Source organism: Corynebacterium glaucum (genome assembly GCF_030408855.1).
Taxonomy (GTDB): Bacteria; Actinomycetota; Actinomycetes; order Mycobacteriales; family Mycobacteriaceae; genus Corynebacterium; species Corynebacterium glaucum.
In genome coordinates this window covers 2318408-2337125 of the sequence record NZ_CP047358.1, presented here as the reverse complement: position 1 = coordinate 2337125, position 18718 = coordinate 2318408, and the positions used below count along the sequence as shown (strand labels likewise).

Annotated in this window: 16 protein-coding genes; 11 read left to right on the top strand and 5 right to left on the bottom strand. The window is 63.2% G+C overall.

From position 1 onward, the window contains the following. Positions 1–118 precede the first annotated feature (118 nt). On the top strand, positions 119–1639 hold the full coding sequence (gene glpK, locus CGLAUT_RS11290) for a glycerol kinase GlpK (RefSeq protein WP_290185270.1): 1521 nt from the start codon (positions 119–121) through the stop codon (positions 1637–1639). Here the strand turns inward: glpK and CGLAUT_RS11285 are convergent. Further along, positions 1636–3567 (bottom strand): N-acetylmuramoyl-L-alanine amidase, encoded by a 1932-nt coding sequence (locus CGLAUT_RS11285; RefSeq protein ID WP_290185269.1) that lies wholly within the window; start codon positions 3565–3567, stop codon positions 1636–1638. The two genes, glpK and CGLAUT_RS11285, sit on opposite strands and share 4 nt — an antisense overlap. A 127-nt stretch (positions 3568–3694) precedes the next feature. Here CGLAUT_RS11285 and glf point away from each other — a divergent pair, with 127 nt between their 5' ends. The 9 genes from glf (at position 3695) to CGLAUT_RS11240 (ending at position 14230) form a co-directional block, all read left to right on the top strand. Continuing rightward, a complete protein-coding gene (gene glf, locus CGLAUT_RS11280; protein WP_290185268.1) occupies positions 3695–4885 on the top strand; it encodes a UDP-galactopyranose mutase in 1191 nt (396 codons plus the stop codon). 10 nt (positions 4886–4895) lie between these two features. Continuing rightward, on the top strand, positions 4896–5147 hold the full coding sequence (locus tag CGLAUT_RS11275; RefSeq protein WP_290185267.1) for a hypothetical protein: 252 nt from the start codon (positions 4896–4898) through the stop codon (positions 5145–5147). 277 nt (positions 5148–5424) lie between these two features. Continuing rightward, positions 5425–7137 carry an RNA-binding domain-containing protein gene (locus tag CGLAUT_RS11270; RefSeq protein WP_290185266.1) on the top strand — a complete coding sequence of 571 codons (1713 nt, stop codon included), beginning with the start codon at positions 5425–5427 and terminating at the stop codon, positions 7135–7137. Between the two features lie 388 nt (positions 7138–7525). Beyond that, a complete protein-coding gene (locus CGLAUT_RS11265; protein ID WP_290185265.1) occupies positions 7526–9115 on the top strand; it encodes a cation:proton antiporter in 1590 nt (529 codons plus the stop codon). Positions 9116–9245: 130 nt separating this feature from the next. Further along, a complete protein-coding gene (locus CGLAUT_RS11260; RefSeq protein WP_290185264.1) occupies positions 9246–10466 on the top strand; it encodes an ATP-binding protein in 1221 nt (406 codons plus the stop codon). Positions 10467–10539: 73 nt separating this feature from the next. Next, positions 10540–11442 (top strand): siderophore-interacting protein, encoded by a 903-nt coding sequence (locus tag CGLAUT_RS11255; RefSeq protein ID WP_290185263.1) that lies wholly within the window; start codon positions 10540–10542, stop codon positions 11440–11442. Positions 11443–11448: 6 nt separating this feature from the next. Continuing rightward, the gene (locus CGLAUT_RS11250; protein WP_290185262.1) at positions 11449–12468 is read left to right on the top strand and encodes a FecCD family ABC transporter permease; all 1020 of its coding nucleotides are present in this window, start codon (positions 11449–11451) and stop codon (positions 12466–12468) included. After that, positions 12465–13463 (top strand): FecCD family ABC transporter permease, encoded by a 999-nt coding sequence (locus CGLAUT_RS11245; protein WP_290185261.1) that lies wholly within the window; start codon positions 12465–12467, stop codon positions 13461–13463. The genes CGLAUT_RS11250 and CGLAUT_RS11245 overlap by 4 nt, the downstream gene beginning before the upstream one ends. Continuing rightward, positions 13463–14230, top strand: a complete 768-nt coding sequence (locus CGLAUT_RS11240) for an ABC transporter ATP-binding protein (RefSeq protein ID WP_290185260.1) — start codon at positions 13463–13465, stop codon at positions 14228–14230. The genes CGLAUT_RS11245 and CGLAUT_RS11240 overlap by 1 nt, the downstream gene beginning before the upstream one ends. Before the next feature lie 6 nt (positions 14231–14236). On the opposite strand, the gene CGLAUT_RS11235 is transcribed toward CGLAUT_RS11240, so the two are convergent. The 4 genes from CGLAUT_RS11235 to CGLAUT_RS11220 form a co-directional block, all read right to left on the bottom strand. Next, on the bottom strand, positions 14237–15184 hold the full coding sequence (locus tag CGLAUT_RS11235) for an ABC transporter substrate-binding protein (RefSeq protein WP_290185258.1): 948 nt from the start codon (positions 15182–15184) through the stop codon (positions 14237–14239). Positions 15185–15297: 113 nt separating this feature from the next. Further along, positions 15298–15618 carry a hypothetical protein gene (locus CGLAUT_RS11230; RefSeq protein ID WP_290185257.1) on the bottom strand — a complete coding sequence of 107 codons (321 nt, stop codon included), beginning with the start codon at positions 15616–15618 and terminating at the stop codon, positions 15298–15300. Between the two features lie 27 nt (positions 15619–15645). Further along, the gene (locus CGLAUT_RS11225; RefSeq protein WP_290185255.1) at positions 15646–17184 is read right to left on the bottom strand and encodes a SulP family inorganic anion transporter; all 1539 of its coding nucleotides are present in this window, start codon (positions 17182–17184) and stop codon (positions 15646–15648) included. Positions 17185–17309: 125 nt separating this feature from the next. Continuing rightward, positions 17310–17999: a GAP family protein gene (locus tag CGLAUT_RS11220; protein WP_290185253.1), complete on the bottom strand. Its 690-nt coding sequence runs from the start codon at positions 17997–17999 to the stop codon at positions 17310–17312. Between the two features lie 73 nt (positions 18000–18072). On the opposite strand from CGLAUT_RS11220, the gene CGLAUT_RS11215 reads away from it, so the two are divergent. Next, entirely contained in the window at positions 18073–18645 is a 573-nt protein-coding gene (locus tag CGLAUT_RS11215; protein ID WP_290185251.1) for a TetR/AcrR family transcriptional regulator, read from the top strand. Positions 18646–18718: the final 73 nt, after the last annotated feature.

Below are 18718 nucleotides of genomic sequence, written 5' to 3'. Positions count from 1 at the left end.
CAATGTAGAAGGGTCGAAGAATGACCGTGGAAAACCCCAGGTCGAGTTCCGGCGGTACTTCGACCCTTCTACAAGAGGGGATCTGAGCACAGGAGAACGCGCTGAATACAATCGCGGCATGCAGCAAAACGCCGCGAAGTCGCAAGCGAAGCCACAAGCCAAGCGCAACGGCGCGAAGTACATCGCCGCGATTGACCAGGGCACGACGTCGACGCGCGTGTTCATCACGGACACGGACGGCAACGTCGTCTCGCACGCGCAGTTCGAGCATCGCCAGCACCTGCCTCGCCAGGGCTGGCTGGAGCACGATCCGGTGGAGATTTGGCGCAACACTCGACGCGCGATCGTCGAGGCGCTCGCGGACATCGACCTCGCGGACGAGGACATCAGCGCGCTCGGTATCACCAACCAGCGCGAAACCGCGGTGATCTGGGAAAAAGCAACGGGCCGGCCGATCTACAACGCGATCGTCTGGCAGGACACTCGCACGAACCCGCCCGACTCGCGCGACCAGTACAGATACCATGAGCAAACCGGTCTGCTGCACAACTCATACCCGGCCGGACCGAAGTGGGCATGGATCCTCGACCACGTCGACGGCGCCCGTGAGCGCGCCGCAAACGGCGAACTCCTCGCCGGCACGATCGACACGTGGCTGATCTGGAATCTCACCGGCGGCGCGCGCGAGCCGCACAACGCGCTGCACCTCACGGATGTCACCAACGCCAGCCGCACCCTGCTCATGGATCTCAAATCACTCGAGTGGAGCAGTTCGCTTTGCGACGACCTGCGCGTACCCCAAGAAATCTTGCCCCAGATCAGGCCCTCGATAGGCAGGTTCGGCGCCGTGCGAAGCCGCGGGCCTCTGGCAGGTGTACCCATCACCGGTGTACTCGGCGACCAACAGGCGGCGCTGTTCGGCCAAAACTGCCTCACGCAGAACGACGCGAAGATGACCTACGGCACTGGTCTGTTCATGCTGCTCAACACGGGTGAAACACCGGTGCATTCGGAGACGGGGATGCTCACCACGGTGGCGTACCAAATCGAAGACCAACCCGCGGTGTACGCGCAGGAGGGATCAGTCGCGGTCGGTGGTTCGCTGATTCAGTGGCTGCGCGACCAGCTCGGCATCATCAAGACAGCGGCGGAGACGGAAACGCTCGCAGCGCAGGTAGAGGACTCCGGCGGCGTCACCATCGTGCCGGCGTTTTCTGGGCTGTTTGCCCCGCGGTGGCGTCCGGATGCGAGGGGGATCATTTGTGGGCTGACACGCTACGTCGATAAGCGACACATTGTTCGTGCGGCGCTGGAGGCGACCTGCCTGCAGACGTTCGAGGTGGTGCGGGCGATGGGTGGCGACCCGAGCGAGCTGAAGGTGGACGGTGGGATGACCGACAATGACCTGCTCATGCAGATGCAGGCGGACATCCTGGGCGTCGATGTGGCGCGGCCCGAAAACATTGAGACGACAGTGATGGGTGCGGCCTCGGCGGCAGGGATGGGAGCCAAGCTTATCGACGCCCCTTTGCCGCTGGGCCCGATCACAACGTTTGAAAGCGAAATGGCCGGCCCCGATCGGGACCGGCTCATTGCGCAGTGGGAGGACGCGGTAGAGCGCTCCTACGGTCAGGTCTAATCAGTGATGATGTTCACCGTGTTCTCGGACGGGGTGTAGACGATCGCGCCGCCTTCGAACTCCATCTTCACTTCATCCAGGTCGCCTGCGTTACCGGTGCTGATGATCTGCGAGGTAGGCAGGCCCAGCGGGCCGAGGTCGAGGCCCTGCTGCAGCCACGCATCGGCGATCTCGCCGACCATGGTGAAGATCTCGCCGGAGTTGTTCTGCACGCCGATGCCGCTCTCGTAGAACACCATCTCCGAGCCACCGATGCCGGCTCCCGTGCCGACGATATTGCCCAGCGCTGGTTCGAACTGGTACCACACGTCCGCCACCTTGGAGCTGCCGACGAACTTCAACGCCGGGCCGATGTATGGGGCGGCATCCTTCACTGTCAGGCCGGCGATCAGTTCTTGGCCTGCGACGTTCTTGATGGCGTCGTCAAGCAAACCCTGCTTGGCCGCGTAGACGAGGATGACTCCTGCGACCGTGCCCGCAGCGGTGGCGATGGCGGTGGCGTCGCCGGCGAGCAGGTCGGAGAGCAGCTGGGAATCGGCGGAGCTGGTCTCGCTGTCGCTGTTGTTGGTGACCGTGGTCTTCGAGCCGTTTTGGTTGGTCACCGTCTCAGTGCGGGTCTGGTTCTGGTTCTGGTTCTGGTTCTGCTTCTGTTTCTGGCTCTGATTCTGGCTCGGTGTGGTGGTCGCAGTAGTGGACGGGTTGGCATCGGAGGTCTTCAGCGCGTTGTACTTCACCGCGGCAATGCGGCGGATGTCGTCCATTCGTGCGTACAGGTTGTCACCCGGGCACTGGTTGTAGTGGAAGTCGCGGTGCGCGTTGATGTTCGGGAACATTGCGCCCTGCCCCTGACCGTAGCGGGAGCCGCGGAAATTGAAGTCCGCGGCGTGGTAGCTCTGGCCCATCGGGTCGAAGCCGGCCACAGCGGCCTTCCAGCCAATGATCTCGCCCAAGGACTGGATCGCCTTTTGTGACGGCGAGGCCTGCTGGTAGTCGCCCAGCACGGAAACGCCCCAGGTGTTGGCGTTGAAGCCGCCGACGTGCGCACCCTGCACGGCACGGTCCAGGCCGCCAGCTCGGCCCTCGTAGATGTTGCCGTACTTATCGACGAGGGCGTTGTAGCCCATGTCGCCCCATCCCTGAGTCACAGCGTGGTAGTGCCAGATGCCTCGTACGATGCCGGGGGCCTGGGCCTCGGTGTAGTTGTTGGAGCCGGCAGTGTGGTGCACTGTCGCGGCCGTGACGGGCTCGGTGTAGGTCGGGTTGCTGCTCGAACCTGCGCCCCACGATGCGCGGGAGACCACCTTCGGCATACCCGCGGTGTACGAGTCGGCGACCATGTTGACGTCGCCTTCGGCGGTGCCGGTACCGCCGTCGATGAACACGGCTTCGAGGTCGTTGGCGGTAGTGGGGGCCTCGGAATCCGCGCGGCCGTCTTCAAGCATGTCGACGTTGCCGGTGGAGACCTGGACGCGCTTGGTCGGCTCGATGAAGATCGGGTCGGTGCCGGCCTTGAGCGCGCCAGCCGGCAAACTTGCCGGTTCCATTTCGTACCACTCGGACCACGTGCCGTCGGCACGCTCGGCGCGGACGTAGGCGACGATGTCGCGATCGCCGGTCCAGGTCAGCGCGAAGAGGGAGAACTCGCGCTCGCGCTGGAACTCTTTGACCACACGGCGGACCTCGGTGTCTTCGCCACCCTGGGTGCGCACGGCGGCGTCGTCGACGACGATGCTGTCGCCGCCCGCGAACGTGTCGGTGTCGGAGTAGACCTCGATATTCGCGGGTGCGACGGATTGAACCTGGAGGATATTGCCGCCGCCGAATGCTGCGGTGGCGACCATGGCCACGGCGACGGTGGCTGCGCTAATGGCCGCCCATGCGGGGTGCATCCGGCGGGACGCACGGTTGAGGCTTCGGCGTTGGTGCACGGTATTACTCCTGTGACTGATGTGAGGTTAGTTAATCAATGTGCACTATAAACCACGTTGAACTCTCAAGCACATGTTGAGACTTGGCGTGTCGCGGTCCTTGCCCATGTATGCGAGACTTGAGCCCATGGCTTATGACCTCATCGTTGTTGGATCTGGATTTTTCGGGCTCACCGTGGCGGAACAGGCCGCCAGTGAGCTGGGTAAACGCGTGCTAGTGGTGGAAAAGCGCGAGCACATCGGCGGCAACGCCTACTCCGAAGCCGACCCGGAGACCGGCATCGAGGTGCACAAATACGGCGCGCACCTGTTCCACACCTCGAACGATCGCGTGTGGGAGTACGTCAACCGTTTCACCGATTTCACCGACTACCAGCACCGCGTCTTCGCGATGCACGACGGCACCGCCTACCAGTTCCCTATGGGACTGGGCCTGATCAACCAGTTCTTCGGCCGCTACTACACGCCCGATGAGGCCAAGGCACTCATCGAGGAGCAGCGCGAAGGCAAGGATCCGGCCGAGGCGACAAACCTGGAGGAGCGCGGCATTGCGCTGATTGGCAAGCCGCTCTACGACGCGTTTGTGAAGCACTACACCGCAAAGCAGTGGCAGACCGACCCGACCGACCTGCCGCCGGAGATCATCTCCCGCCTCCCGGTCCGCTACACCTTCAACAACCGCTACTTCAACGACAAGTACGAGGGCCTTCCGGTCGACGGTTACGCAGCCTGGCTTGAGAAGATGGCAGAGCATGAGCTTATCGACGTCCGCGTGAACACCGACTGGTTCGCCGTCGCAGACGACATCCGCGCCGAGAACCCGGAGGCGCCCGTGGTCTACACCGGCCCGCTGGACCAGTACTTCGACTACGCCGAGGGCCGCCTGGGCTGGCGCACCCTCGACTTCGAGCAGGAAGTGCTCGAGGTTGGCGACTTCCAGGGCACCCCGGTGATGAACTACAACGACGCGGACGCGCCGTACACCCGCATCCACGAGTTCCGCCACTTCCACCCGGAGCGCTCCGAGTACCCGTCCGATAAGACGGTGATTGTGAAGGAGTACTCCCGCTTCGCGGAGGACGACGACGAGGTCTACTACCCGATCAACACCCCGGAGGACCGCGAGAAGCTCGAAGCGTATCGACGCCTCGCGGCCGAAGAATCCGAGCAGAACAACGTCCTGTTCGGCGGCCGGTTGGGCACCTACCAGTACTTGGACATGCACATGGCCATCGCCGCCGCGCTGACCCTGTTTGACAACCAGCTGCGCCCGTTCTTCGAGTCCGGCGAGCCGCTGAGCCAGCCGCGCGGGCACTAAGGGGGGCGGCATGGCAATTGAAGAAATTTTCGTTCACCCCGACTGTCCGGACTGTGCGGGCGTCATCGCCGAGTACAACGACAACCCGAACAGCTTCGGCGACGCGGAGCTTGTCGACGTCACCGAGCTCGGCAGTCTGAAGCGTTTCCTGCACTACCGTGACCGGCTGTCCGGTTACGCCGCCGCTCGGGACGCCGGCAAGATCGGGGTGCCCTCGAAGGTGCTCGACGGCACCACGGTGGAGTTCTTCGACGCGGTGTAGCGGCCACGGCGGCGCGGTGCCGGGGTCGCCCGGCACCGCTGCCCGGCCGACCAATTAAAACGCCGACCAGGTTGTGGAAAATAACCACGCCTCCTGGCCAGCCGATGAACGGGATTATAACGAGAATGGTAGCTCCGGTCGAGTTATAGACAACTCGAAACAACTCCAAGCAACTATTCTGACCTGCGTCGATGGACTGATTTTGGGCGATTTTTGCGGTAAGTTGTTTCGGAGTTGTTTCAAACAACTTTGAAACAACTTTTGTTATTCTGGGCCCATGCTCGATTCGGGTTTTGAGGGTGTGAAGGAAGCACTGTCGGCAATTGAGGCCGGAGATAGCGCTGATATCTGGGAATCCCAGGTACTGGATTTCAAGGAGGATCCCGCCGTCCACCCGATGAACAAGAACCCCGATGCGGGTCTTGTGGAGTTTCTCATCGACGAAGTTATTTGTTTCTCCAACGCCGACGGCGGAGTCGCCTACATTGTCCTTGGCGTCAATGACAAGAAGGCAGGCCCTGCTGCGTTCACTGGTACTGATCGCTCATGCGATTGGTTGGTGGAAAAGATTTACAGCAAGACGCAGCCTCATATTCAGGTCGAAGCTTCTGAAATCGAGCGCTGTGGCAAGCGTTTGATTGCGTTGCGCATCCCGCGGGGGATGGCGTTGTATCAGCGTTCCAAAGGCCAGGCCAGTAAACGCGTCGGGAAAAACTGTGTTCCTTTGGGGGAGGATGAGCGTCGCAGTATTCACCTGTCCCGTTCGAACCCTGACCTGAGCGCTATTGTGTCTCGACGAAGCCCTGAAGATCTCGACCCTAAGGCAATCGAGCAGGCTAAAGCACTCCTTGCCAACCGGAAGCATGCCTTGGGTGATGACTCGCCTGTACCCCAGACGAGTCTTCAACTCTGCAGTGAATTGGGATTGCTTACGGCCGATGGCGCGCTGACATTTGCGGCAGAAATTCTCTTCATGCAGCCACTGCACAACCGGACGGTCGTGAGACATTTGCTTCGCGACGTGCCCAGTGGCGATCCGAAAGTAACCGAGATCTCCGCACCGTTGATTACTGCGTCAGAACAGCTACGTGCGTTGATTAAGGCTCACACGTCGCAGGAGATTGCGCGAGTGCAGCTCCCGAACGGGCAAGAGTTTCCCATTCCGGCGTTTCCTGCGGCTGCTGTAGATGAAATTGTTTCTAACGCATTCGCGCACCGCGACTGGGGGGCGACCACTGCAATCGTCGTTGATCAGTCTCCGACCAGTCTGACCGTATGGTCTCCTGGTGGCCTCCCCGTAGGCGTGCCCGAGGAGAGGATTCTGACCACCCAATCGATTCCGCGCAACCCGATTCTGATGGGTGCACTGCGACAGTTAGGACTTGCTGAAGAATCTTCGCGAGGCTTCGATCGCATGTGGGTCTCCATGCTTGCTAGTGGTAGGCAAGCCCCCAGTCTGAATGCCGATGGGCCGTTTGTTGAGGTCACGTTGCCCGCCGGAAATGTCGATTCGGCGTTTATTAAGACGCTGTACCTGTTGCGTACTGAGTTTGGCGAAGCGATCTTCAAGAGTGTGGATGGGCTTTTGGTTGCGCGTCATCTAGCGAACAACCAGATTTTGATGACGTCCACGGCAGCTCGACTCATGCAAGTCCCGGAAGCGCAGGCCCAAGAAACCTTGGGGTGGTACGCAAGTCAGGGCTTCCTAGAACCTTTGCGGGATGCTCCTGAGTGGATACTGTCCGCTCGAGCTCGGACGGCCTTTGAGGGGAACGAATCTACTGCCATTGCATCCGTGACTACCGAGGACTGGATCATTGCTCAGTTGCGCGAGGGGAAGTCCCTGAACGCTCGTGAGGTTGCGAATGAACTCGGCGTAGAGCGTGAATCAGTGAGCCGAATCCTTCGCCACCTTCGAGATTTGGGTAAAGCGAAGATTGCCGACGGTAGCCCGACTCGAGGTCCGAGTGTTCGGTGGGTTTCCCTCTAAACAACTCCAAACAACTATCCTGACCTGCTCAGATGGGTTGATTTCGGGTCAGTTTTACGGCGAGTTGTTTCGGAGTTGTTTCAAACAACTCCGAAAAGGGTTGGTTAGGCGCTCAGGGCCGGGGCGACGAAGGTCGAAACGAGGTACCGGTTGATGTCGGAGTGGTTGATGATGCCCGCGCCCGTGCCGACACCTGTTTTAAAGGCGACTAGCCGTTTGGCCAGCTATACGGGCGCCGGGGACTACGCACCTCAGTGCTTCGGTTAGGCAAGCCTATATAGTTTGCGGAGGTAGAGAGTGCGCGGGACCGAGTCGACGAACGTTGAGATGGAGGATCAGCTTCGGCGACACCTGCTGCCGCCCGCGGTGCGCCGTAAACTGACCCACCGTGGGAACTTTCATAGCACTTATCGGCCTGCTGCTGGCCACCGTCCTTGTCGCCGCGATCGGTGAACGCACCGGCCTGCCGTGGCCGGCGCTCCTAACCGTGGTGGTCGCGCCGGTGATCTTCATCCCTGGCATCGACACGGTGTCCATCGATCCGCACTTGATCTTGCCGATCTTCCTGCCGCCGCTGCTGTGGTCGCTGGCCCGGCGCACGAGCTGGGGGCAGATCGGCTCGCAGCTCAACGTGGTGCTGACCATGTCGATCATCCTGGTGTTCCTCACCATCGCCGCGCTGACCGCCACGGCGATGTGGATGCTGCCGGGGCTCAGCCTGGCCACCGCGATGGTGCTCGCCGCAGCGATTGCCCCGCCGGACCCGGTGGCCGTGGATGCGGTGGCGGGCCCGGCCGGTATCCCAAAGCGCATCACCGGCACGCTGCAGACGGAGGGGCTGTTCAACGACGCCGCCTCCATCGTGACCTTCAACGTCGCGATGGCGGCCGCGGTCGCGCACGGCGAGGTCGACTTTGGCAAGGGCGTGTTGCAGTTCCTCTACGCCGCCATCGCCGCGGTGCTAATCGGCCTGGTTGTGGGCAGGCTGGCCGCTGTCTTTGCCAACTCCGTGCCTGATTCCGTGATCCGCACAGCGTTTACCTGGGTGCTCCCGTTCGCCATCTACGCAGGCTGCGAGGCCATCGAAGCCTCCGGCGTCATCGCGATTGTCATCGCCGCGGTGGAGATGTCCTCGCGCTCCGCCATGACCGCCGAGGACCGGCTGACCGGCCACTCCTTCTGGGAAACCGTGGAGCTGCTGTTTACCGGCGTGGCGTTCGGCCTGATCGGCATGAGCGTGCGCGACGCGCTGGACACCGCGGGCACGCACATCTGGCAGGCAGTGAAGGTGGGCGTGGTCCTGTCCGTCGTCGCGTTCGCGGTGCGCTTCATCTGGATGTGGGTGCTGTACAAGATCAACCAGAAAAAGCACCACACCAACGTCTCTCCGCTGCGCCTGCAGGAGGTCTTGCTCATGGCGTGGGCGGGCATGCGCGGGCTGGTCACGCTGGCGCTCGTGCTGGCGATCCCGGCGTCGGCGACGAGCTACCACCACGAACTCTCTGTCATCGCGTTGACTGTGCTCACCTGCACGATGGTGGTGCCGGGGCTGTTGCTGCCGTGGCTCGTCGATAAGCTTGACCTGCAAAACGGCCCGGCCGGCGACAAGGCGCTCGAGGAGCTGAACCAGCGCGCCTTCGACGCGGCGCGCAAGGCGGTCCGCGAGCACGGCGAGGAGTACGCGCCGGAGGCGTACGCGATGATGCAGGAGCGCCTCGACTCGATCGCGGAGCAGCGCCTGCAGGACCCCGAGGGTTCGGAGGAGCGCAAGGCTGCCTTCGACCGTGCCCGCGCGGGCGCTGCGCAGTTGCAGGAGGTCGCGTTGCGCGCTGCCAGCCGCGAGCTGCAGCAGGCGCGCCGCGAGCGCAAGTACAACCCCGCGGACGTCGATGCGGTGCTCGCCGACTTGGACCGCCTCATTCTCGCGCGCGACCGCAAAGCTCTCACCGGCCCGAGCAGCCTGTGGGAGCCGAAGTAAGGGGCGTTCGCCAATCGACGAGCCCCGGCCCTCCCCGTTTTCAAAATGCCAACCAAGTCGTTTTCAAAACGTCAAGCAAACCGTTTTCAGAACGCCAACCTAGAACGTTTAGCTGGTAATATGCAGCGGTATGGAAAATGGGTATATTCCACGGTTGGCAGATGCTGAATTGGAACGATCGCTCCGCAGGCAGGGCGGTGTCCTTATTCAGGGGCCGAAAGGCTGCGGGAAAACTGAGACGGCAAAACAGCAAGCTGCGAGTTTTCTTAACGTAGAAGCGGACCCTGGCGTCACTCTCGCTATGGATAATGACCCGCGGCTGCTGCTCGAAGGCGCCACGCCGCGCCTTATCGACGAATGGCAGTTGCAGCCGAGACTGTGGGATTTCGCGCGGCACGCCATTGACGAGCGTCAGGCGAAGGGGCAGTTCATCTTCACCGGTTCCACGGCCCCCGAGGCGAACGCAACGAGCCACTCGGGTGCCGGCCGGTTCGCACGAATGACGATGTCGACGATGACCCTTTTTGAAACCGGAGAATCGGATGGGTCGGTTTCGCTTGCCGCGGCAGTTGCAGGGGACCCGTTGCCGTTTTCTGCACCAGCGTTAACACTGCCGCAGCTGGCGGAACGAGTGTGCCGGGGTGGCCTTCCTTACAACGTTGGTCTCCCGTTTGAAGATGCGCTTGAAAACGTCCGTGACTACGTACAAACCGTTGCGGCCGTGGATGTCCACGCCCCTGGCAGAGTGAATCGTGATTCAGAGCGAGTGCGACGAATGATCCGCTCGTTAGCTCGCGGTGTGGGCACCGAGCTGGAGCTGCAAACCATCGCGACCGATTCCGATACCTCACGGGAAACAACACGGGGCTATCTCGATGCTCTTGCGAGCATTTTCGTCTCTGTGGATCAGCCTGCCTGGTTCACGCACCTGCGCTCTAAAGCGACGTTGAGGAAGTCGCCGAAGCGCCATCTCGCTGACCCCTCTTTTGCTATGGCAGCACTGGATCGAGGCCCAGAGCATCTACTTCGAGATCCGGCGTACTTCGGCCAACTTTTTGAGTCCCTCGTTGTGCACGAACTACGTGCGCTCACGGGCAGAACGGTGTACCACGCCCGGCTTAACACGAAGCTGGAGGTCGACGCGGTCGCGAACGTCGGTGGCCGGGACGTGCTAGTCGAAGTGAAACTGGGCTACACCCCAGAGGTGATTGAGCATGCGGCCGACACACTCAAGCGGTTCGCAGGGCACCTTGATGACGACCCAGCCTTGGTGGTGATCACCTCGGGAGGACCCGCACTCCGCCGGAACGACGGTGTCGCAGTGATTCCAATTGGAGCTCTGGGACCGTAGTTAAGTTAGCGTTTTTGCTCATGGATAAGCCCCGTACTTTTGTTAAGTTAGGCAATCCTATATAGTCCGTTCAGTGAGTTTCCGGCCCTTCCTTGCAACAGTCGTTCGCAGCGAGCGCATCGCACCGAATTTTCAACGTGTGACGTTCACCGGTGTCGACGCAATGGGCCCCGCTGTGCCCATCATGGATTTGCGGATCAAGCTCATCATCCCGTCGGCGGCAGGGCTTGTTGATTTGCCGGCCGAGGGGTGGTGGGACCTCTGGCGCGCCATGCCGGAACACACGCGCGGGCATCTCCGCACCTACTCCATTCGCGCCCTCCGGCGCAACGACGGTGACCCGGACGAACTCGATGTGGATTTCGTGCTGCACGGCCACAACGCTGGGCCGGCCTCCGCGTGGGCGGAAAGCGTGCTGCCCGGGCAGGCGCTGTGGATCATCGGGCCGACCCGCGATGACGCGTCCGGTGTCGGCATCGAATTCGCTCCCGGCGCTGCCGCGGCAGCTCGACTGTACGGCGATGAAACTGCTCTTCCGGCGATTTCCCGAGTACTGGAGGACTGGCCCGAAGACCTCGCCGGTTCCGCTGACATTGAGGTGCCGGCGGGCAACAGCCTCCAAATCGATGCGCCTGCCCACGTTGACGTCCGCTGGCACTTCCGCACCGAGCCCGAAGTCGGGCATGGGGACAAGCTCTACGCGCAGCTTAAACAGGACATTGAGCCGCTGCGGGGCCCAGTAGCTCCCACCACCGATAAGCCCGATAACGACGGTGAGGTACAGCGAGACAATGTCTGGGAAACCCCGACGTATTCGGGAAGCGGGGGACCCATCAACGGTGGGGCGGGCGCGTCCGGACACACCTACTACTGGATCGCCGGCAAGAACACTTCGGTGAAAGCGATGCGCCGCCTGTTGGCTAGGGAGGCGGGGTTGCCGCGCCAGCATGTCTCGTTCATGGGGTATTGGCGGTGACAGACCATGAGTGCGACTAGACACGCGGGATTCGCCATCGTGCTAGGGATTTCGGCTGTCACCGCGGTGTTGCTCTCGCTCGCCGTCGGCGCACGGCAAATGAGCGTGGCAGAAAGCGTCAGCGCTGTGCGTGACGGGCTTGCCCTCGCGTTCCACACCGAATCTGGGCAGGTCAGTGAGGAAGCGCAAGTGGTTGCCCAACTGCGGGTACCGCGCACGTTGCTCGGCCTGCTCGCCGGCTCGGCGCTAGGCACAGCGGGAGCTCTGCTCCAGGGGCACACGCGCAACCCGCTGGCTGACACAAACCTGCTGGGCATCGCCCCGGGGGCGGCGCTTGCGGTGGCTGCGGCAACCGCCGTGTTCGGCTCGCTGCCGGTCCTGGTCGCGGTGGGGGTCGGTTTCCTCGGCGCGACAATGGCGGTAGTGCTCGTCTTCGCACTGAGCGCGCGAAGCCGCGGATCCACCCCGATCACGGTGGTACTCGGCGGGTCCGCGCTCGGGGCGGTGTGTTCCGCGCTGACCAGCGGCATCGTGCTCACCAGCACGCAAAGCCTTAATGACATGCGGTTTTGGACGGCGGGCTCCGTCGCGGGCCGGGACATGCACATCGTCGCCGCCGTGGCCCCGGTCATACTGGTCGGCCTGGTGGCTGCGTTCGCCACGGCGAACCGGGTGAACATGGTGAACCTGGGCGATGACGTCGCGCACTCCCTCGGCGTCAACGTCGCAGCTGCACGCGCGGTGGGGATCCTGCTGGTCGCCCTGCTTGCCGGTGCAGCTGTGGCGGGGGCGGGCCCGATCGGGTTTGTCGGCTTGGTCGTGCCGCATATCGTCCGCTCCCTGACCGGGCCGGATTACCGGCTGGTGCTGCCGTGCTCAGCGCTTGCCGGTGCGACGCTGCTGCTCCTCGCGGATGTCGCCGGCCGAGTCATCGCCCGCCCCGGTGAGCTGCAAGTTGGCATCACCCTCGCATTCGTCGGCGCCCCGTTCGCCCTGTACTTGCTGCGGAAGGGGGCGAAGCTGTGACCCGCACGTTTGCAGTTAATGTCGTGCTCGCTGCGTGTGGGCTCGCCGTCGCGCTCGGGGGCATCATGGTGGGTGAATTCGGGCTTGGGCTTCACGACGTCCTCGCCGCCCTGACCGGACAGTCCACCGGCATGGCCCGCACCGTGGTCGTCGAGTGGCGCCTGCCGCGTGTTGCCACGGCGCTGGCGGTGGGGGCCGCGCTCGGATTCGCGGGCGCGATCTTTCAGACGATCACTGGTAACCCGCTGGCCAGTCCAGACATCCTGGGCGTTGTTTCAGGTGCGTCGGCGTTCGCACTTACAGCGCTGCTCGCGGGTGGCGGTACCGGGGCGCTGCTCAGCGCGCTCGGAGTGCCGCTGAGCGCGTTTGTCGGCGGAATAGCGGTCTCCTTGGCGATGTGGTGGCTTAGCCGCGCCGGCGGGCTGGGATCGTTTCAGCTCATCTTCGCCGGCATCATCCTCAACGCCCTGGCGGTGGCGTACAACTCGTTCCTCCTCGTCCGCGCCGACTACCGCGATGTGGGCAAAGCCCAGGCGTGGGTGACCGGCTCTGTCGGATCCTCGGGTTGGAGTGACGCCGCTGCTGTGTTGGTGGCGCTTGCGCTGGTTGTGCCGCTGCTGCGCTGGGCGTCATTCCAGCTCGAGGCCCTCTCTCTCGGAGACGACACGGCTGCGGGGCTGGGCGTCGATCCGCGGCGCACCCAGCTTGTGCTCATGGTGCTTGCCGTGGCGTTGACATCGACGGCGGTGGCGGCTTCAGGTCCGATTGCTTTTGTGGCGTTTGTGGCGCCGCACGTGGGCCGTCGATTAGCAAATGCCCCCACGCCCCCACTTGGCACCGCCATGATTGCTGGCGCGCTGATCGTCGCCGGTGCGGACCTCGCGGTGCGCACTGTTGTGCCGGGAGATTTGCCGGTAGGCGTGGCCACGTCAGCGTTCGGCGGGGCGGCCTTGCTCTACGCGCTGATGCGCGCGACCAGAAAGGTGACCTTGTAATGCTTCACGTGCGTGATCTCACCGTCAGCTACGGCGCGGCAACGATTATCGACGGGCTCGCCCTCGACGTCCCGCGCGGCGGCGTCACAACCATCGTCGGGCCGAACGGCTGCGGTAAATCAACGTTGTTGCGCGCGGTTGCTGGCCTGATCCCGCGCGAGCGTGGCGAGGTGGTCCTGGACGGCCGAAACACCGCGGAGATGAAACGCCGCGAGATCGCCCGCACGCTCGCTGTGCTGCCGCAAACCCCCGTAGCGCCGGACGGGCTGACGGTGCGTGACTTGGTCGGACGCGGGCGTCACCCGCACCAGACGTGGCTGCGCCAGACCTCGGAGAAAGACAGCGCGATGGTGGACGAGGTGATGGAGCTGACTCAGGTGTCCGAGTTCGCGGAGCGCCCGCTCGAGCGGCTTTCCGGTGGGCAGCGGCAGCGTGCGTGGATCGCGATGGTGCTCGCCCAAGACACCCCTCTCGTGCTTTTGGACGAGCCGACCACGTATCTGGACCTTTCCCACTCCGTCGAGTTACTTGCACTTATTCGCCGTCTCGCCGATGACATGGGGCGCACCGTGGTCATGGTGCTGCACGATTTGAACCTCGCGGCGCGTTTTTCCGACCAGTTGGTCGTGATGAAAGACGGCGAGGTGCAAGCGGCAGGCACGCCCGCCGAGGTTGTGTCGGAGCAGTTGCTTGCCGACGTATTCTCGCTGCCCGCCGTGGTCGCCGAGGACCCGGTGGCAGGAGGGCCGCTGATCGTGCCCCGCTAGCGCGCTCTAGAGCTCCTGGTCAATCTGTGTGATCGCGTACGGGATGGTCAGCGGGTTGGGCATGCTCATCGCGTTGGCGGTGTCGGTGTCGAGCCAGTGCACGCCCCCGCGCGTGTTGACGTCGAGGTTCGCAAACGAGGCATCGTTTTTCAGCGCGTCGATCGCGTCGTAGTAGTCCAGGATGAACACGTAGTCCACGTCATTGAGGTCGGAGTAGTTCTCGGGGGACCAATCGATGAAGAAGCTGGATCCGTCACCGTTGAACTTGTCCGGAATGGTAAACCCGAGCTTTTCAATGAAGGAGCCGCGGCCGTCGCCTGCCGTGTACACGCCGAGCTTGCCGTCGTAAGGCATCCCGATGACTGCGGTCTTGCCCTGCAGCTCCGGATGCGCCTGCCGGAAGTCGGCGAAAGCCTGCTCGGATTCTGCGATGAGCTTGTCGCCCTCAGCTTCCTGCCCCAACGCCGCCGCGATCTCCTTAATCTGCTCGTCCCACGGCACCTGCCAGTCCTCGTGTTGGTCGGAATGGAAGGTCGCCGGCGCAATCTGCTGCAACAGGGCCTGCTTGTCGCTGTCGAAACCGCTGTTGACCGCGATGATCTTGGTCGGATCGAGTGCTGCGACCTGCTCAGCGGTGTCGGTGCTGAACTCGGTGGTGGTGTTGCGGATCGGGTTCGGCTCGGCGGTGAGCTTGTCTTTCGCCCACGGTCCGAGGCCGGACGGATCGCCCGAGCCCTCTGCCTCCCAGGTGGCGTAGCCGACCGGTTGTTCCCCTAGCGCGAGGACGGTGTCCACGTCGCCAAGCCCCAGCGTGACAATGCGGTCGTTCGACCCTGCCTCGTCGGTGCGCTGGCCGGAGTCTGCGGACTCGCTGGAACAGCCGGTGAGCAGCAGCGCAGCCGCAGCGAAGGTAGCGGTCAGCCGCTGAAGCGACAGTGGGGAAGTGCGTTTCAAGGTTCGCCCTTTCGGTCGGGAACGAAAGCACCCTGGGTTAGGTGTGCCTAAGCTAACGTGATTAGCTTAGGGTACACAGCCGCCACCGGGCAACACCTAGGTGGCCCGGGCTTTTAGCGGTACTGACCGTCGCCGAACTCGCGGCGGAAGTTGCCGTCCCAGTCGTAGTCCGCACCCGGGCCCTGGGTGCTGGGGTCAGGCTGGCGTTCGTCGGCCGCCTGCGCTCCCATGACCAGAAACACCGTGCCCGCAATCGCGCCCGCGATGCCAATGAACACGGCGGTGGAGCCGGTGAGGAACGCGAACGAGAGTACGGCCACCACGATGCAGGCTGCGCCGATGGCGTAGTTGCGCGCCGGCGAACCGGAGCCGTTGCGTTGTCCACCTGCGGGGTCGTGGGAGAAACCGTCGTCGTTGTATCCCTTGAACTGCATGATTCGCAGCCTACGGGAGACGCGCCGTTATTGGCTGTTGAGTTTTCCGGACAGGCGGTCCAGGCGGTCCTTGCTCGGCCCGTCGAGACCGACGATGGTGACGGTCTTGCCTCGTTCCTCGAACTTGAGGGTGACGGAGTCCAACGTGGCCACGGTGGAGGCGTCCCACACCTCGGCCGCGCTCAAGTCGAGCACGATGTTTTCTGCAGGGTCGGTGTAGTCGAAGGCGTACACCAGGTCGTTGCTGGAGGCCCAGAAGAGCTGGCCGTGGATGCGGTAGGTGCGGGTGTCCACGAGCCCGTCCTTAGTGGTGTCCTCGGCGGAAACCTGTTCGACGGAGGCGAGGTGTGCGACGCGGCGGGCGAAGGTGATCATCGCGGTGATCACGCCGAGCACCACGCCGACGGCGAGGTTGCTGGTGGCGAGGGTGGCAGCGACGGTCACGAGCATCACCACGGTCTCCGACAGCGGCATGAACTTCAGTGTGCGCGGGTGGATGGAGTGCCAGTCGAAGGTGCCCACCGACACGATGATCATGATGGCCACCAGCGCCGCCATCGGGATGGTGCCCACGACATCGCCCAGCACGAGAATCAGGATGAGTAGGAACACGCCGGCAAGAAGCGTCGATAGGCGGGTGCGCGCCCCGGATTCTTTGACGTTGATCATGGTCTGCCCGATCATGGCGCAGCCGCCCATGCCGCCGAACAGGCCGGAGGCGATGTTCGCCACACCTTGGCCCCAGGATTCGCGGGTTTTGTCGGAGTGGGTGTCGGTGATGTCGTCGACAAGTTTGGCCGTCATCAACGATTCCAACAGGCCGACAAGGGCCATGCCCAGCGCGTACGGCGCGATGATCCGCAGCGTCTCCAGCGTCAGCGGCACGTCCGGGACGAACAGTCGCGGCAGGGACTCGGGCAGCTCACCCATGTCCGACACGGTGGGGACGTGCATCCCGAAAAGCCCCACGACAGCGCTAATGACGACGATGGTGATCAACGGCGCGGGGATGGCGCCCGTAAGCTTCGGCCACCCGATCATGATCGCGATGCCGGCGGCGACGAGGACGTAGACGACCTTTGGGACGTCGATAAGATGCTCCAGCTGCGCGGTGAAGATCAAAATACCCAGCGCGTTGACGAAGCCAGTCATCACCGACCGCGGGATGAAGCGTTGCAACTTGGCCACCCCGAGCGCCGCGAGCAGGATCTGTAGCACGCCCGCCAGCAAGACGGTCGCGATGAAGTAGTCAACCCCGTACTCGCGGGACACCGGGGCGATGACCAGGGCGACCGCACCCGTGGCGGCCGAGATCATCGCGGGGCGGCCACCGGTGAACGCGATGGTGATGGCCATGATCACCGAGGCGAACAGCCCGAGCGCCGGATCAACGCCGGCGAGGATGGAAAACGCGATCGCCTCGGGGATGAGCGCCAGCCCGACGGTCAGGCCCGCCAGCACCTCCTTGCGCAGCCGAGTATGCGACGAAAATGCGTAGCGGAAGGACTCCACAACCCCCGTCGGAGCGGGCGGTTCGTGAGATATCTCGGTGTGAGCGAAAGCCATGGAAGTTACCGTTCTACATGCGCGGGAAACTGCGCCCTCCGGCAGGTGAGGGCGTGAAAACGTAGCTACCGTATCGGTCCTGCGCATCAAGCGCCAATGCGGCCGCCGCGCGAAACCGGTCCTCATCACGAGGCGGGGAGGTCGCCGCGGATCGTCGCAACGCTATGGGCCACCATGTAGATGCCGACGATGGCTGCGATCCACAGCAACGTCACCTTCGCCTCGTATTCGAGGCGGGGGATGAGGCGCTCCAGCCGCGGGAAGATCTTTTCGCCGAAGAACAGCGCCAGGGTGGCCAGAATGACCGTGGGGATGATCATGATGAGGCAGTAGATGCCCACGGCCCCGGCCTTTGCCGCGGAGGGGATGTCCCAGCTGCCGAATAAGCCCATGGCGGCGATGTACGGGAGCATGGTCGCCGCTTCGGTGAGGGAGGCGCCGAGACCGAGGGCCACCATGCTTGGCACACTGCTTGTTGCTCCGGCTGCGCGTTTTGGCAATTGCCCGGGTTCGGGCTTCTTGGGATCGGGGCCGAAGACGCCGAAGATCGCAAGTACCGCGCCCAGTGTCAACGTGATCCACGGGAAGATATTGGTCTGCGTGACCCGTTCGGCGACCGAGCCCAGGCCGGCGAACCCGAGAAGCATTCCCAGCCCAAGGAGGAAGTACACCGCGGCAACTGTGAAGAGGTAGGCGGTCAGCGCCGGAACGCGAACAGCGCGCCAGTGGACGATGAGTGCAAGAGGAATGACAAGGGTGCCCAAGCTCAAGCTGTCGAGCAGCGCCAAGCCAACAACAGCTATGACCGAACCCATAGGACGCTCCGATTCTCTCGTACGAACGTATTACGCCTTACAAACGTACGAGAAACTAGACTGGGGCGCAACCATGAACGACTTTTCCTTGGAACATCAGTTTTCGGAATCGGCCGCGACCATTGCCGACGCGACCATCCGCATCATTGCGTCGCGCGGCCTCGATGCTGTGAGCGTGCGGGAGGTGGCGAAGGAATCCGGGTTCGCCGCCGGCTCCGTGCAGTACCACGCCCCGAACAAGGACGCGCTGCTTGCGCACGCGTTCATCCGCTCCGTCCAACGGCAAGGGGAGCGTGTCGGCGCTATCGCCGACAAAGACGACGTGCTCGAGACCTGGGTGGCAAGGCTCGCAGAGCTTCTCCCCATCGGCGGCGTTCGTTTCGAAGACGCCGCGATCTGGGTCACCTACGGCTCAGCTTCGGCGACCCGCGAGTGGATCGCGAAGCTCTACACCGAGGTGCTCGAGGAGTTTCAGAACAGCGTGGTCCTGGCGCTCGGCGGCAGCGATCAAGCGAAGCCGAAGGCGCGCCTAGTAACAGCGCTGATCAACGGCCTCACGCTGGACAACCTGCGGGTTCCCGAATCGGAGGCCGACCGCATTCTGGCCGACCTCCGAGAAGGCCTGCGCCTCCTCTTCTCCGGTTAACCCCACCCAACTGCGAGCCAGTCGAAGTTTCCGTGCCCGAACCGTTACGCTTATCCACGAATGTTTCAGGGCC

Bases quoted from the DNA above. Each gene is read 5' to 3' on its own strand.
- glpK (WP_290185270.1), top strand. From the start codon at position 119: ATGCAGCAAAACGCCGCGAAGTCGCAAGCGAAGCCACAAGCCAAGCGC.
- glf (WP_290185268.1), top strand. From the start codon at position 3,695: ATGGCTTATGACCTCATCGTTGTTGGATCTGGATTTTTCGGGCTCACC.
- CGLAUT_RS11275 (WP_290185267.1), top strand. From the start codon at position 4,896: ATGGCAATTGAAGAAATTTTCGTTCACCCCGACTGTCCGGACTGTGCG.
- CGLAUT_RS11270 (WP_290185266.1), top strand. From the start codon at position 5,425: ATGCTCGATTCGGGTTTTGAGGGTGTGAAGGAAGCACTGTCGGCAATT.
- CGLAUT_RS11260 (WP_290185264.1), top strand. From the start codon at position 9,246: ATGGAAAATGGGTATATTCCACGGTTGGCAGATGCTGAATTGGAACGA.
- CGLAUT_RS11250 (WP_290185262.1), top strand. From the start codon at position 11,449: ATGAGTGCGACTAGACACGCGGGATTCGCCATCGTGCTAGGGATTTCG.
- CGLAUT_RS11240 (WP_290185260.1), top strand. From the start codon at position 13,463: ATGCTTCACGTGCGTGATCTCACCGTCAGCTACGGCGCGGCAACGATT.
- CGLAUT_RS11230 (WP_290185257.1), bottom strand. From the start codon at position 15,618: ATGCAGTTCAAGGGATACAACGACGACGGTTTCTCCCACGACCCCGCA.
- CGLAUT_RS11225 (WP_290185255.1), bottom strand. From the start codon at position 17,184: ATGGCTTTCGCTCACACCGAGATATCTCACGAACCGCCCGCTCCGACG.
- CGLAUT_RS11220 (WP_290185253.1), bottom strand. From the start codon at position 17,999: ATGGGTTCGGTCATAGCTGTTGTTGGCTTGGCGCTGCTCGACAGCTTG.
- CGLAUT_RS11215 (WP_290185251.1), top strand. From the start codon at position 18,073: ATGAACGACTTTTCCTTGGAACATCAGTTTTCGGAATCGGCCGCGACC.